The organism is Shewanella sp. TC10 (assembly GCF_009663145.1).
Taxonomy (GTDB): domain Bacteria; phylum Pseudomonadota; class Gammaproteobacteria; order Enterobacterales; family Shewanellaceae; genus Shewanella.
Map to the genome: position 1 here is coordinate 43,790 of NZ_VKHR01000001.1, position 14,231 is coordinate 58,020.

The 14,231-nt window shown below is 41.1% G+C and carries 10 protein-coding genes; 5 read left to right on the plus strand and 5 right to left on the minus strand.

What is annotated here, in order from left to right; all coding sequences use genetic code 11:
• Window positions 1–11: 11 nt before the first annotated feature.
• Window positions 12–704 (minus strand): energy transducer TonB, encoded by a 693-nt coding sequence (locus FNZ24_RS00205; RefSeq protein WP_194944958.1) that lies wholly within the window; start codon window positions 702–704, stop codon window positions 12–14.
• A 434-nt stretch (window positions 705–1,138) separates the two neighbouring features.
• Between FNZ24_RS00205 and FNZ24_RS00210 the strand changes: the two genes are divergently transcribed.
• Window positions 1,139–3,220 carry a M13 family metallopeptidase gene (locus tag FNZ24_RS00210; RefSeq protein ID WP_153912338.1) on the plus strand — a complete coding sequence of 694 codons (2,082 nt, stop codon included), beginning with the start codon at window positions 1,139–1,141 and terminating at the stop codon, window positions 3,218–3,220.
• A gap of 103 nt (window positions 3,221–3,323) precedes the next feature.
• Here FNZ24_RS00210 and FNZ24_RS00215 read toward each other — a convergent pair whose 3' ends face one another.
• Window positions 3,324–4,307 (minus strand): MDR family oxidoreductase, encoded by a 984-nt coding sequence (locus tag FNZ24_RS00215; protein ID WP_153912340.1) that lies wholly within the window; start codon window positions 4,305–4,307, stop codon window positions 3,324–3,326.
• 47 nt (window positions 4,308–4,354) lie between these two features.
• Window positions 4,355–4,999 (minus strand): TetR/AcrR family transcriptional regulator, encoded by a 645-nt coding sequence (locus FNZ24_RS00220; RefSeq protein ID WP_153912511.1) that lies wholly within the window; start codon window positions 4,997–4,999, stop codon window positions 4,355–4,357.
• A gap of 445 nt (window positions 5,000–5,444) precedes the next feature.
• On the opposite strand from FNZ24_RS00220, the gene FNZ24_RS21855 reads away from it, so the two are divergent.
• Window positions 5,445–5,939: a type II secretion system protein gene (locus tag FNZ24_RS21855; protein WP_153912342.1), complete on the plus strand. Its 495-nt coding sequence runs from the start codon at window positions 5,445–5,447 to the stop codon at window positions 5,937–5,939.
• A gap of 361 nt (window positions 5,940–6,300) precedes the next feature.
• Here FNZ24_RS21855 and FNZ24_RS00230 read toward each other — a convergent pair whose 3' ends face one another.
• Window positions 6,301–6,960, minus strand: a complete 660-nt coding sequence (locus FNZ24_RS00230; RefSeq protein ID WP_153912343.1) for a nitroreductase family protein — start codon at window positions 6,958–6,960, stop codon at window positions 6,301–6,303.
• A 296-nt stretch (window positions 6,961–7,256) separates the two neighbouring features.
• Between FNZ24_RS00230 and FNZ24_RS00235 the strand changes: the two genes are divergently transcribed.
• Window positions 7,257–8,114, plus strand: a complete 858-nt coding sequence (locus FNZ24_RS00235) for a patatin-like phospholipase family protein (protein WP_153912345.1) — start codon at window positions 7,257–7,259, stop codon at window positions 8,112–8,114.
• Window positions 8,115–8,335: 221 nt separating this feature from the next.
• Here the strand turns inward: FNZ24_RS00235 and FNZ24_RS00240 are convergent, their stop codons facing one another.
• Window positions 8,336–9,511 (minus strand): patatin-like phospholipase family protein, encoded by a 1,176-nt coding sequence (locus FNZ24_RS00240; protein WP_153912347.1) that lies wholly within the window; start codon window positions 9,509–9,511, stop codon window positions 8,336–8,338.
• Between the two features lie 669 nt (window positions 9,512–10,180).
• Between FNZ24_RS00240 and FNZ24_RS00245 the strand changes: the two genes are divergently transcribed.
• Together FNZ24_RS00245 and FNZ24_RS00250 are read left to right on the plus strand one after the other, a co-directional pair.
• Window positions 10,181–11,863 carry a hypothetical protein gene (locus tag FNZ24_RS00245; RefSeq protein WP_228768313.1) on the plus strand — a complete coding sequence of 561 codons (1,683 nt, stop codon included), beginning with the start codon at window positions 10,181–10,183 and terminating at the stop codon, window positions 11,861–11,863.
• A 252-nt stretch (window positions 11,864–12,115) separates the two neighbouring features.
• Entirely contained in the window at window positions 12,116–14,185 is a 2,070-nt protein-coding gene (locus FNZ24_RS00250; protein WP_153912349.1) for a carboxylesterase family protein, read from the plus strand.
• Window positions 14,186–14,231 lie beyond the last annotated feature (46 nt).

Genomic DNA, 14,231 nt, shown 5'->3' on the forward strand with positions numbered 1-14,231 from the left:
AAAAGCTTAACTTACTTGTCGATACTGAAATCTAACCTGACTTGCTGGTTTCTTTGTACCACACTGACGCCATCGATGGTTTTAGGTTTGTATTTCCAATTATTGATAGCCTGTAATGCTGCACGATTAAAGGTGCGCTTAGGTTCAGCTTCAACCACTTGTGCATTGGTTACAACGCCACTAGCACTAATATCAAACATCACAATCACATACCCTTCTTTGCCATCTCGCGCAGCTACCATTGGATATTGTGGCGACACCTGTACTACAGGCATTGCATCACCATTATTAAATCCAGGAACAAACTTCTCTTGAGTCGGCGCCGTCATATCAGGGGCAATATCCTTAAAAGAGTCAGTACCGCTAGTGCTGTCTGTCGCTATGCTATCGCGCTGCACTAGTGGTGGTATTTTTTCAGGCTGACTCCTGATTTTTTTAATCGGCTTTATCGGTTCCTCTGGTCTTTGAACATAATTAATCACTGGCGTAGGAGCGATGTTATCAACAAACACGGCATCACTTTTAACCAGTTGAGCCATAAACACAAATAATCCCAAAGTGATTAGCCCTCCCATGAGCAAAATACCCACTTGGGTTATCAATTGAGGATAATTAATCTGTTTTTCATTTAAAGACTTAAATTCACTGAATATATTGGCATTATTTTCAGACATTGAGTGATTAGCACTATATTGTGGCGTCATAGACATTCCTTGTGTGATTTAGAAGTGATACAACTCACGTTGCTCTTTAACCTCTAGTCTCGAAAAACAAGGATAGACAAATATTTTGTTACATTTAGCTTAGAAAACCCCAAATAAAACAAACCTGAAACGTAAATTTAACAACTTGAAAACAAAGAAAGCGCTTGCACACCAACATCATACTGAGCACTAAACACTTACACCTGCATCGAATTTTCAGGCTTTATTGATTCAGTTTGGGTTAATACCTAATTCACAACGTATGTATCAAGATTTGCTAACAATTATAAGATTGACATTTTCACTCAGTCTTAGACTATGGTGGCGGTATTCAATCTTGATATTAGGCTGTATAGCTAAAGATTAATCAGATAAAAAACATAAAATTATAAAAACAAAAATGAGCCTCATTTTTTGTAAGGAAGCAGACCACAATGAAAAAAACATTACTCGCAATTGCGTTAGCCTCAACCTTTTTGAGTGCTTGTGGCAGTTCAGATGTCAAAGTTAATGACACCACTAAAGCTGAAGCACCAGCAGCAAAAGTGACATCAACCCATGCTGAGTTAGGTGATTTCGGCGTAGATTTAACCGCCCGAAATGAAGCAGTAAAGCCTGGCGATGATTTCTTTATGTATGCCAGTGGTACTTGGTATGACAACTTTGAAATGCCTGCTGACAAAACTCGCTATGGCGCATTTACCGCCCTTGGCGAGCGCAGCGAAAAACAAGTTAAAGAAATCATTGATGACATTAGCAGCCGCAGTGACCTTAATGCTGAAGAGCAATTAATCGCTGATTTTTATCAGTCTTACATGGACACTGATACCATCAATAAATTAGGTATCACACCGATTCAAGGCACTTTAGATAGCATTACTGCCGTTAAAAATACCGATGATTTAACTAAGGTATTCGGTAATGCTTGGCTCACCGATGCTGAATCACCTATTTATGGCGGCATGTGGTTTAACCGTTTAGATCCAAACCAATATGAATTGTCTATTGGTGCTGGCGGTTTGGGGTTACCTGATCGCTCTTACTACCTAGAAGACAGCGAACGTTTTGTTAAAATTCGCACAGCTTATGTCAGCCACATTGCTGAAATGCTTGCTTTTGCAGGCATTAAAGATGGCCAAGCTCGCGCTGAAGCTATCCTTGCCCTAGAGACAAAGATTGCAGAAGGTCAGTGGCCACGTGAAAAACGCCGTAACCGTGACTTAACCCTGAATCAGGTTAAACGCGCCGACTTAAACAATGAGTACCCTAACTTCAACTGGGATTTATTCTTTGAACAATCGGGTTATCAAATCCCGCAACTGAACGTTTCTCAACCTGAGCCAATCAAGGCGATGATTGAGCTGGTAAATAACGAGCCGTTGAACGTATGGCAAGACTACCTTACCTTCCATACCGTGAGTAATAACGCTGGCCTATTATCAGAAGATATTTACAACGCAAGCTTTGCGTTTTACGGTAAAGAACTTAGCGGACAAGAAGAACCTAAGCCACGTTGGAAGCGCGCTGTCGCTGAAATGTCTGGTACTCAGTCGCTCGGTTTTGCTATAGCTAAAGTCTATGTAGCGCGTTATTTCCCAGAGTCTTCAAAACAGCAAATGGCTGAACTTGTTGAGAACCTACGCACAGCATTAGGCCAACGTATTGATGGCTTAGACTGGATGGGTGATGAGACCAAAGTGAATGCTCACGCTAAATTAGCAGCATTTACGCCTAAAATTGGTTACCCAGATGTGTGGCAAGAGTTTGATGGGTTGGCTCTGACTAACAAAGACTTGTTAGGTAATATTCAAAACCTTCGCCAATACTTCCACGCTGATAGTGTGGCAAAAGAACTGAAGAAAACCGACCGTAACCGTTGGGGAATGACACCACAATTTGTTAATGCCTACTACAACAGCTCATTTAACGAGATTGTGTTCCCAGCTGCGATTTTACAGCCTCCGTTTTTCGATCCTAATGCTGATCCAGCGGTAAACTATGGCGGAATTGGCGCGGTTATTGGTCATGAAATGGGTCACGGATTTGATGACCAAGGCTCTAAGTCTGATGCCAACGGTATTCAACGTAACTGGTGGACTGATAGCGATCGCGCGGCATTCGAAGCTAAGGCCGACATGCTTGCAGCACAATACAGTCAATACGAGCCTATCCCTGATAACTTCGTTAATGGCCGTAACAGCTTAGGAGAAAACATTGGTGATGTGGGTGGTTTAGCCATGGCATACCATGCATATCAACTGAGCTTAAATGGTAAAGAAGCCCCAATCATTGATGGCCTAACAGGCGACCAACGTTTCTTCTTAGCTTGGGCACAAGTATGGAAAGAAAAACGTACTGAGCAAAGCATGTTGAGTCAGCTTCGTGCGGGTACTCATGCTCCAGGTCGTTACCGTGCGCTAGCGCCACGAAACCACGATGCTTGGTACAAAGCATTTGATGTTAAGCCTGGCGATAAGCTTTACTTACCTGAAGATGAACGTGTTCGCATCTGGTAATGAGTTAACCATTCAAACGTGAGTTCTCATTTTGGACTCACACAAAAAGCCAGTCACATGACTGGCTTTTTTATTAGATCATTAGGCGATATTAAGTCTGGATTTATTGCGCTAGATTAACCACAACGCGGCCACGAACCTTACCAGCAATCAAGTCGTTTGCTGTGTTAATCACTTCATCTAAGCTGATATCAGCTGAGATTTCATCAAACATTTCAGGCTCAACAATATCCGCTAAACGTTGCCACGCTTCAAGCCTATCAGCAAGAGGACGCATTACACTATCGATACCAGCAAGAGTGACACCGCGTAAAATAAACGGCATCACAGACGATGGGAAATCCATTCCTTGCGCTAAACCACATGCCGCCACAGTGCCGCCATATTTTGTGCTGGCACAGATATTAGCTAAAGTATGGCTGCCGACAGAATCAATCGCACCAGCCCAGCGCTCACGAGCTAATGGACGGCCAGCCTCCGATAACGTATTGCGGTCAATGATTTCGCTGGCACCTAACTTTTCAAGATAGGCAGCTTGATCTGCACGTCCCGTTGACGCCACCACTTTGTAGCCAAGTTTGGCCAGAATAGCGATAGCAAAACTGCCTACACCACCATTAGCACCAGTAACTAAAACTTCGCCTTTATCAGGTGTTACGCCATTTTTTTCAAGGGCGATAACACATAACATCGCAGTATAACCCGCAGTACCAATGGCCATTGCTTGGCGAGGACTAAAAGCTTTAGGCAGCGGAATAAGCCATTCACTTTTCAAGCGTGCTTGTTCAGCTAGGCCGCCACAATGAACCTCACCCACGCCAAAGCCGTTAAGCAATACTTTGTCGCCAACTTGAAATTTTTCACTATCTGATTGTTCAACAACCCCGACTAAATCGATACCTGGCACCATAGGGAATTGCCTAACAACGGGTCCCTTGCCTGTTATTGCCAGCGCATCTTTGTAGTTTACCGTGCTATACAGCACCTTCACGCTAACATCGCCTTCGGGTAACAGACTTTCATCAATTGCTTTAACTTCTGCGCGATAACCTTGGTCATCTTTTTCAATCAATAAACCATTAAACATGGTGTCTCCTTAATATAGACCGAGTGTCTATAAATAATTAAAAATTTTTATCGCGGTAATCCTGCGATAAAAAACTCGAGGTAATTCTGTAAGGGTTGCGTGCTTTGAACTAGCTTAGCGCGGCTTACCGCACCTTCCCAGCCAACCCAAAACTGTTCAGCAAGTAATTCACAATTTGCATTTTGTGCGATTTCGCCTTGAGCTTTAGCCACCTCAAGACAAATGGATAACCTTTGTTGCCAATCTAAAAATATATCTATCAGTTGCTGTCTAAAACTGTCGGGTAACAAGTCCACTTCTTGGCCTAGATTTCCTACTAAACAGCCTCTTTTAAACCCATATCTCTGCATACCAGCTTTAGCACTTTCAACAAATTGTCCTATTCGTGCTATCGCAGGGTTACTGTCATCAAGTAAGTGCTTATCCAAATTGTACGCAAAATAAGTGGCGTAGTTTTCAATGACAGCCTGACCAAATGCTTCTTTACTTGGAAAGTAGTAATAGAAAGAGCCTTTCGGTACGCCGACTTTTTTCAGGATTTGATCGATTCCCGATGAAGCAAAACCATTCTCGGTTAATTGCTCAAGGCCACTTCTGATCAATTCAGCTCGAGTATCTTGTGTGCCTCTAACCGCTTTAGGTGGCCTACCGCGTCGAGGTTTCGCTGTCTGCTGAAGCACGGTTTCAGTCATTAACTCAGAAGCAGCTTCTGGTACTAATTCTGGAACGGCTTCTGAAGCCACTTCTGATGTAATTGTTACTTTTGATTCTGTCATAAATCAATATTAGACCGATCGTCTATAAAGTTACAAGTAACAGATACGATCGCTCAACATAATTTGGGCTTTATCTCTCAATTTGGGGGATAGGGGCTGTTTATCTTTCAAGGTTGTTTTTGGCTTCGAGTTATTGGCTTCGAGTTATTGGCAATTTATACAAGGAAGAGACTTTGTGGTGTAGCTATTCTACATAAAAGTCGATAACGCTATAAAAATGGTCAACAAACACTGCCCAAAGGCTTCAGTTAAAAGTAAATCAATTTAAGGGCGTTCAAAATGATCCTTATGGCATTAAATGGTAACTAATGGCAATGAAATCAGCACACAATGACGGCCAATTCATTGAGGAGGTAAACACATGCAAGACTCTAAAGGTTTTACGCTAATAGAATTAGTCGTGGTGATTATTATTCTTGGCATTTTGTCTGTTATCGCTGCCCCAAAGTTTATTGATCTAAAGGGCGATGCATACAAGTCAACCGTCGAATCTATGGCTGGGACTATTGATAGTACCAATAGTTTAGTCTATTCAAAATCCGCTATTAATGGCGTTGAAGATGAAAGATCTATCGATGCTGAAGTGATTGGTGAACAATATGATGGAGCGACTCTAGTCTATGGCAGTATGGAGGCGGAATATGAGACATTGGCAATGTTTGTCGAAGGCATTGAAGATCCAACCGCTTGGGAAGTAGTTGATAACACATTCTTAAATAACAGCATCAGTATCTACCCTGCAAACCATAACAGTATTGTTGATGGCGGAGAATGTTTCGTTGAATACACTAACTCACAGACGATAATAGGTGAGAGTGTGCCACCTGAAACGACTGTTTATACTGCTGATTGTTAATTCTTAAATAATCGAGGGCGTTCAATATTCTGTGTCAGGCTAATTTTTAAATTTCAGAATTAGTGATGCGTTCAACTTCGCTGTTACCCTGCTTAAAACTGCTACAAGTAAAATCAGAAATATAACTGATGCTTGTAGCACCCCAACCTTTCTCAATATCGTTTTCACATTTCACTCATTCAGTATTTAGCCTTATAAAACAAATTATACTTTGCACTAGCGAAACTTAATCGCACAAAATTGGCTCAACCAATACTGACAAGTAGTTCTGTCGTTTTTCAGCCAGATAAGCAACAGCTAAAAAGTTTTAGATACAAAAAAGCTCAAGCAATGGCTTGAGCTTTTTTAGTTTAATTCACTATTACAACACTGTAATGACATCCGCTTCAGCTAGACGTGCTTTAGGTAAGCCTTTGTTATAATCTTCACCGTCTTTGTGGTAACCAATGGCTAATGCGAACTGACAAACATAATCACCTAATTCTTCTTTAAAAATCTCACCAATTAAGTCTGGGTCAACGCCTTCCATAGGTGTTGAATCGATCCCTAAGCGAGCAAGTACATGCAAAGTATTACCAATCGCAATGTAAGTTTGCGCTTTAGTCCAGCTACCGTTAAACCCGTTTTCATCGGTATTAAGATCAACGAAACCAAAAGCGCCGTTTAGCATGTTGTCGTACATATCAGCGGGTAAATGACCTGAAGAAACTTCAGCATCAACTACTTTGCGGTAGTCATCTTTAGTGTAATAAGGCTTATGTGCAAATAAAATCACATGTGACGCTTCAGTCGCATGAGGCTGGTTAAACTGATGCATATTTGCAAACGTATCGTGAAAACGTTTCTTAGCAGCGTCAGTTTCAAGCACGATAAACTTCCAAGGCTGCGAGTTAATAGATGAAGCCGATAAACGTATCGCTTCTTTTAAAACACTCATATCCTCAGCCGAAATGCGTTTTGAAGCATCATATTTTTTAGCTGTGTAACGGCTGTTTAGATCTTGGATGATTTGATGAGACATGATGTACTTCCTCAATAAGGCAATTTCAATTAATTGTGTCGATGAATGTTGCTGTTATTTCAATTCGTATAAAACAAATCGTCTATAGCAATTCGATGGAATAATAGTAGTCAATAAACTTCACCTTAGACAGAGGGATTTACACCAAACATTATGGACTAATATGTCCATAAAAAATTCCCTTCCCGTCCCAATTTAGCCCATATGAGTCTTCATCTTGAGTCTTTGCTCTACGATGATTAAGATGACAACAACATTCTCTATCAATTTTACAGATGATCCCCGACGACATTGCAATGGATGCAACACTTAATAACGTTTTTCCTGACTCTCATGCATTAATTGTTGAAGGAGGCGCTATGCGCGGTATTTTTGCATCAGGTGTTTTAGACAGGTTTATTGAGCAGCAGTATCGTCCATTTGATTTTTGTATTGGTGTCTCAGCAGGTTCAACCAACCTTGCCTCTTGGCTTTCAAATCAAAAACAACGAAATTATCGCATCATTACCCATTACTCTTGTTTGCCTGAGTTTATTAATTTCAGTCGTTTTATTCGCGGTGGTCATTGGCTTGATCTTGATTGGTTATGGGATATTCTTGCCCAAGAATGCCACTTTGATATGGATCGTTTCTCCCAGCAGCCAATCCCATTATTTGTGGTCACTACAGACATTAATAATGGTGAAGCGGTTTATATTAAAAGTCATGCCGACAATATCGAGCACATCTTAAAAGCATCATGCTCAGTTCCTATCGCATTTAGAGATTTTCCAGCCTATCAAGGCAGCCCCATGACAGATGGCGGTATAGCTGATTCAATCCCAGTGATCAAAGCCTACGAAATGGGAGCGAAAGAAATCACAGTCGTGTTATCAAGGCCACTGGGCTACCGAAAGAAATCCCCGAAAGTACCTTGGCTAATAAAGCGTGCATTAAAAGCTCATCCACAATTAGCGAAAGCAATGGTCAATCGCGCCAATAGTTATAATGACGCGATTGATTTTATTCAGTCGCCTCCATTGGATTGCAAAATCAATGTTATCGCGCCACCAGCAAACTTCAATGTGGGACGCCTAACGACTGACAAAGCCATCTTAGAGTCAGGTTATCAAATGGGCATTGATGCTGCCAACCTTGCACTAAGTAACAATTGAATCCCTACACTTAGCCATAAAAAGATAAAAAAAACCGGACATAAAGTCCGGTTAACGTGTTGCATCCATGCACTGGTTAAGAAAATCGCCTTAAGGCAAGTCGGCTGTTCGCGGCACCACAACACATGATAACGAACGCCAATAACCAATAAATAGGTTAAAAATAATGCGATAGCTTTTGTTGGATTAATCTTAGTAAAGCATCGCTAGCAAAAGGCTATTTATGGCAACTCTTGTGACCACACGGTGTCATTTGCCACCTTGTCAAAGCCATACTGATAAAGCGTCTTCATGTATTCAAGATCAAACATCGCTTTTGTTTTTGATGGTGCGGTAAACTCATCATCAACATAGGTAAAATGTAAATCGATTTGCTGAAGCTCACTATCGTAAAGCATCTTGTATAAGTCACCGCGGCTTTGCAGCACGGTTAAACTTTTAATACTACGAGTTAATAACGCCATACCTTTATCAGGGGTAGCTTCATAGGGCATATTAAACATGCCGTTACGAATAACATGAATATAAGGCTGTTGACTTAACCCCAAGGCTTTAGAGATTTGGTTATAGTCAGTTTTTGTCGGTTCAAAAAACATTTGTGCCGATAAGCCGCCATCGACATGTAATTCTTCGTACTGTTCACCTTGATAATTCACTTGAATAAACTGCGGCGGAAAAACCCCAGGAATTGAAGAACTGGCGGCAATAATTTGATGAATTAACGCCTGCTTATTTTCTATGTCACTATTGGCAATTTGACCGATATTCCAAATTGATAGTCGACCTGAATCAAACTGAGTGGTGCCAATAAAGAGTCGACGACCTGCTTGATGTTGCTTGGCAATTTGCTCAATCATTTCTGGGTTATATACATGGGCAATAAACTCGAGCATATTGTCGCCATTGCTAAACCCGTCTTTGAATAACGTATTTAAAAAATTGCGTTTACCAATCACTTCTTTATCACTGATACCCAACATAACTTGTTTAAGGCGAGGTATTTCATCCCCACCTAAAAATGCAAATGGTGCTATCAGAGCCCCTGCACTCACGCCTGTTACAATGGTGTATTGCTCAAGTTCATCACGCTCGTATAAACCATTCACAACCCCAGCACCAAACGCGCCTTTTGCTCCACCGCCTGATAACACCAAAATATTTAATGCATCACCTTCTACAGTCAATGGCGTAGTTTTATCTAGCTCTGAATATAAAAAATCAGTTTGTTCACCAGCCCAGAATCGTAATGGTTCTGTTGCATTAATCGCTGAGTTATCAGCCACCATTGCTTGTTCATAACCTTTTTCTGGCACACGAATATCTAATGTATGAGTCGTACTACAACCCATTAATATCGTCAGCATTAACAATGCCATTTTCTGCTTTATCTTCATCATGGACGCTCTCTATCTAATCTGTATCACAATAAGCATTGCGTAATGGCAAGGCATGCAAACTGCCCGCTTCAATACCAACGGCTTGGTAGTTAATTTTTTTTCTGCAAATACCACTATGAGTAAACCTAATAAACTGCATTTAAAATCAGCAGTTTAACTAAAATATGAATCATCTTTGCAGATTGAGTGAGCGCATTATAAGAACGAAAGTGTTTTAGCTTGAATCACATATGTAGGACTTAATCCTCACATTAATAGTCACAGCTCTTTTCATCTATCACAGTCAGCCTCAATTTATCCTCATTGATTTTTGTTCACTGCTAAAACAAAGAACTCTTTCGCTCTACAGGCAGCGAATTTATCAACCCTCAAAAAATAAACAGCGGATATATCAACCAATTTAATTTTCCCTTTCTTAATAACGTACAAAAAACAAACTGAGGATTTAGTCCTACAAACGCGATTAACTTAAATTAATGTCTGCCCCTAGAATGCTCGCCAACACATTAAGACCGATGCCATTTCAACAATGTAACAAGATGAGCAGCACATAAAGATGCGCCACTTTAAGCAGAAATTGTATGGGGTTCACAACTGACCAAGGTTCGTTAGTTGATATCAATAACGATTGAATACGCATAGTTTTGCGGTTCAATAGGAGCATTAGACATGAGCTTTACAAAGAACTGGATGACATCATTCCCAAAGCAAGTATTAACCCTTGGTATAGGCTTGTTGGCACTTAATTATCCAATGCATGCATTTGCTGAAGATGCGCAAATTGAAGTTGTTGAACAGCAAGAACAAATTTTGACTGGCAGAGCTATTTTTGCCAAATACGGCATTAACGATGACTTACCTAAATTAGGATTGAACTCGCTTATGCAAGGCGAGCACTTAGTTGAGCACGTCGCTCGTACTATTAAATTAGATGGTGAAGTACGTAACTCTGAAGTGTTTTTAATTCAAAATACCGATGAGAAAGGCAACATTGACCTTAGAATCAAATACGACCCATCAAAGCTTGATGAGAATGAAGATATCATCAATGAAATTGAATCGAATACAAAAATTGAATACCGCTTACGTAAGTATGCTCAAAGTTACGATCCGAACTCAGTAACTGCAACAGAGCTTGATAACGGTCAGGTGGAAATTGCTTTTAACTACTCGAAGTTTGGCTTACCACAAGATATTGCTTATTTCCGTTTTATGCGTGTAAAGGTGCTAGTTGAAAACAATCAACCAGTGCAAATGATCATTAAAAATACTCGTGACTTTGCATACCAAAGCCACCGTATTAAAGATTACCATCAAGTCATTGATTTTGAAACTCAAGCAGATGGCAGCATCAGCATGAGACAAAAACAAATTGAAGCCATTGGTGTGACCAAAAAAGGTAAACCAGTCAGCATCAACACCTTAGTTGAGCCCGTTGCTTTTTACAATGAAGATATGAGTTCGACTGTACTCAATGAAGCACGTTTGTCTCAAGTGTCTGACCCACGCTACAAAGAAGAAAGTGTGAAACTGGATCGTGTATTCCCATTAATGAGCGATATGGTTCGTCAACAAGGTATCGATGTGCCGTTACCATTCGGTATTTCTATGGCTTACCGTAACCAAGACATGAATTTTGGCTTTAGTGACTTTGACATTATGGGCGTTAATCTGAACGAGCTTTTCGACCCATATAAATCAGTGGCTCAAGTGACTGCAGAAACACTCACTTTACGTGGTGAAGTGAATATCCTGCCATTTTGGAACGTGTTTGGTTACTACGGCAAACTGAATGTTGATGCCAACGTTGATGCGGAGTACACCGGTGAAATAGGTCGTCAATTACAAGATGCACTGAACAACAAACTACCAGGTTTAGGTAACGCGCTATGTGAAGGTGTATCAGTCCTGTGTGACTCGGGCACATTATCGGTACCGCTAGAATTACATTACGACTTAGCCGGTATCGGTACCACCTTATCTGTAGGTTACAAACAGTTTTTTGCATCAGTCACAGGTACTTACACCAAAACTAGAATGGAAGGCAGTGACAAGTGGAGCGACGGTATCTTAACCATTCAACCAATGTTGGGTTACCAATTAGCTGACTACCGTGCACAAATCTTTGTTGGTGCAGAGTATCAAGGCTTAAAGCCTAATATGGAAGGCACAATTGAAGGTTTGACAATCGGCGGTGAAGAGTTTTTCTATGACGTCGGTGTAGACCTCAATAAGTGGGCTTTCCTTGCAGGCTTTAACAAGCAAATAGGTAAAAACTATAACGTCAGTGTGCTTTACAACAAAGGCGAAACACGTAACTCATTCACGGTTAACTTTGGCTACCGCTTCTAAAGATTCATTGGATAACCATGCACAAGTCGAGCTAGCTCAGTTATTGCTGAATCAGCATCGCTGTGAGTTTTCACTGAACACTCAATGAGGATTTCATCCTACATAAGCGATTAAAGATATACGACTTGAGCAATTATTATACACCCACATTCACTGACAACGCAGCTAACAGACCTAAACAATAATCAGTAAGCCAACAAGGCGAACTGCTGGCTGCGTTAAAAAGGGCACTGCCCCATATAGGATTTGAACATGACTTTATTTAATAAAACAATGCTGGCTATCTCAATCACACTGACACTCGCCGCTTGCAGTGGCAGTGATGAAAGCCCAGAAACAACACCTACACCGACTCCACCGCCAGAGCTTCAGCCGTTACCCGATGAAGAAGTCAGCCTTGAAATCGGCAGCAGCATTATTACGGCAACAAAAGAATCTCACTTAGTCACTTCAATTGACGGTGAAGCGTCTTTAGCTGATATCGAAAGCTTCAAAAATATTCCTTTCGCAACAGCCGAACGTTTTCAACATAGTGATATAAACGACATGGCAGCAGAAATCGATGCCACTGAGTTTGGTTTTGCGTGTCCACAACTTAAAACCACTCACGAATTACAGTCTGAAAATTGTTTAAATCTTAACATCTGGCGACCAGCTGATATTGAAGAAAACGAGTCATTACCTGTCTATGTATTTATTCATGGTGGCGATTTCGAGTCTGGCGCAGGTTCTGAGCCGCTTATTCATGGCGATACCATCGTTGCTCAAGGCACCGCTGAAGGTAACCCATTTATTGCTATCACTTTTAACTACCGTTTAGGCATGTTAGGCAGTCACTGGTTGAAAGATTCTAAGGGCGGTAACTATGGTCTTGGCGATCAAAAAACAGCGCTTAAATGGATTAACCAAAACATCGCTGAATTCGGCGGTGACATTGAAAATGTCACCTTAATGGGCCAAGGCGCTGGTGCTATGTCGGTGAGCATTTTACAGCAAACTGACACTGAAGAGCCGATGTCAGGCGAGTACTTTACTCGCGCAATTATGCAAAGTAACCCAGCAGGTTTCGACTATCGCAGTTACGACCAAGCAGAAGATTTTGCCGATAAAATAGCAGATTACCAGGCCGAAATGCCTGAGCTAGACCAAGTTGACTTAATAGATTTGCCGCTTGATCAATTGTTGGAAGTACAAAGAAAAGCATCATCAGCACTTTCACGAATAGGCGATTGGACAGGCTTATCTTGTGTCGACTTAGATAACTTAGTTGGCAGTGGTGTTTGTTTGACCAGTAAAATTTCCAGTGAAACGACGCCATTGGCAAACTTAATGCCTTTCGCGCCTTACATTGAATATAAAAAACCAATTTTTGGTTCGACCATTAAAGGGCACCATTTACGCACTCAGCCGGCAGTTGATCACTTTACTGTGCCAACGGTTGTGGGTTCAAACACGGATGAAGCTAACAGCACAGCTATGCTGCCAAGCTTAACGTTTTTAATCCCGACCATTATTAACTTAATGACTGAAGATGACCAAGATTTAATCGAGCAAGGCGATGTTAACCAAAACATGATTGAGTGGCTGGCTGACAAAAATAACATGGCTTTAGTGGAGCAAGAAATTGCTCAATTAACTGCTGATGATATTAAAGCGCAAGTAGAGCTTGGCGATATTTTACCGAGCACTGCATACGAGGCGATTACCAAGTTTTACTTTGGTTTAGGTAATGGTGACACCACTAACGGCCTATTGGGATTAACTGATTTTTACCCAAATAATGAAGGTGAATTATCAGGTGCGTTAGCCAACATGTCGCAATTTAAAATGATGTTGAATGACGTGTTATTTGCAGGTCCTACACGTAAACAGGCTCGCGATAGCCAACAAGATAACGTAGCAGCAACCTTCTACCAGTTTGGTTACCATGCAAGCTTTAACGTATGGACTTACAACACTGATGGCCAAGAAGGCGCGGTAGATATTGGCGATGTGCTCAAGTCAATCAGCTGTATTAGCGGCGCTTGTAACGCATCAGAACTGCCATTTGTATTTAACAAAGCATTAAAGCTTGATGGTTCTGCTGTAAAAGTAAGCACTAAAGACCAAGCATTGATGGATAGAATGTCTCGACTATGGTTCAGCGATGAGCTGTTTAACGACTACCAATACAACAATGACAGCGTACTGGTATTTGATGAAGATGGCGTTGAAACCTTCATCCAAGATTGGGATAGCAAGCAACCGGGTCTTGACCCAGAGCTGCGCAACGGTCGTTTGCAAGGACTTGAAGACCTTAACCTGATTTTAGGTTACATGTAAGCATCAATTACATGCATATCAAAACGCACTAATGACATTTTTATAA

Coding starts and splice junctions, on each gene's coding strand:
- FNZ24_RS00205 (WP_194944958.1), bottom strand. CDS start 704: ATGACGCCACAATATAGTGCTAATCACTCAATGTCTGAAAATAATGCC.
- FNZ24_RS00210 (WP_153912338.1), top strand. CDS start 1,139: ATGAAAAAAACATTACTCGCAATTGCGTTAGCCTCAACCTTTTTGAGT.
- FNZ24_RS00215 (WP_153912340.1), bottom strand. CDS start 4,307: ATGTTTAATGGTTTATTGATTGAAAAAGATGACCAAGGTTATCGCGCA.
- FNZ24_RS00220 (WP_153912511.1), bottom strand. CDS start 4,999: ATGACTGAAACCGTGCTTCAGCAGACAGCGAAACCTCGACGCGGTAGG.
- FNZ24_RS21855 (WP_153912342.1), top strand. CDS start 5,445: ATGCAAGACTCTAAAGGTTTTACGCTAATAGAATTAGTCGTGGTGATT.
- FNZ24_RS00230 (WP_153912343.1), bottom strand. CDS start 6,960: ATGTCTCATCAAATCATCCAAGATCTAAACAGCCGTTACACAGCTAAA.
- FNZ24_RS00235 (WP_153912345.1), top strand. CDS start 7,257: ATGGATGCAACACTTAATAACGTTTTTCCTGACTCTCATGCATTAATT.
- FNZ24_RS00240 (WP_153912347.1), bottom strand. CDS start 9,511: ATGATGAAGATAAAGCAGAAAATGGCATTGTTAATGCTGACGATATTA.
- FNZ24_RS00245 (WP_228768313.1), top strand. CDS start 10,181: ATGAGCTTTACAAAGAACTGGATGACATCATTCCCAAAGCAAGTATTA.
- FNZ24_RS00250 (WP_153912349.1), top strand. CDS start 12,116: ATGACTTTATTTAATAAAACAATGCTGGCTATCTCAATCACACTGACA.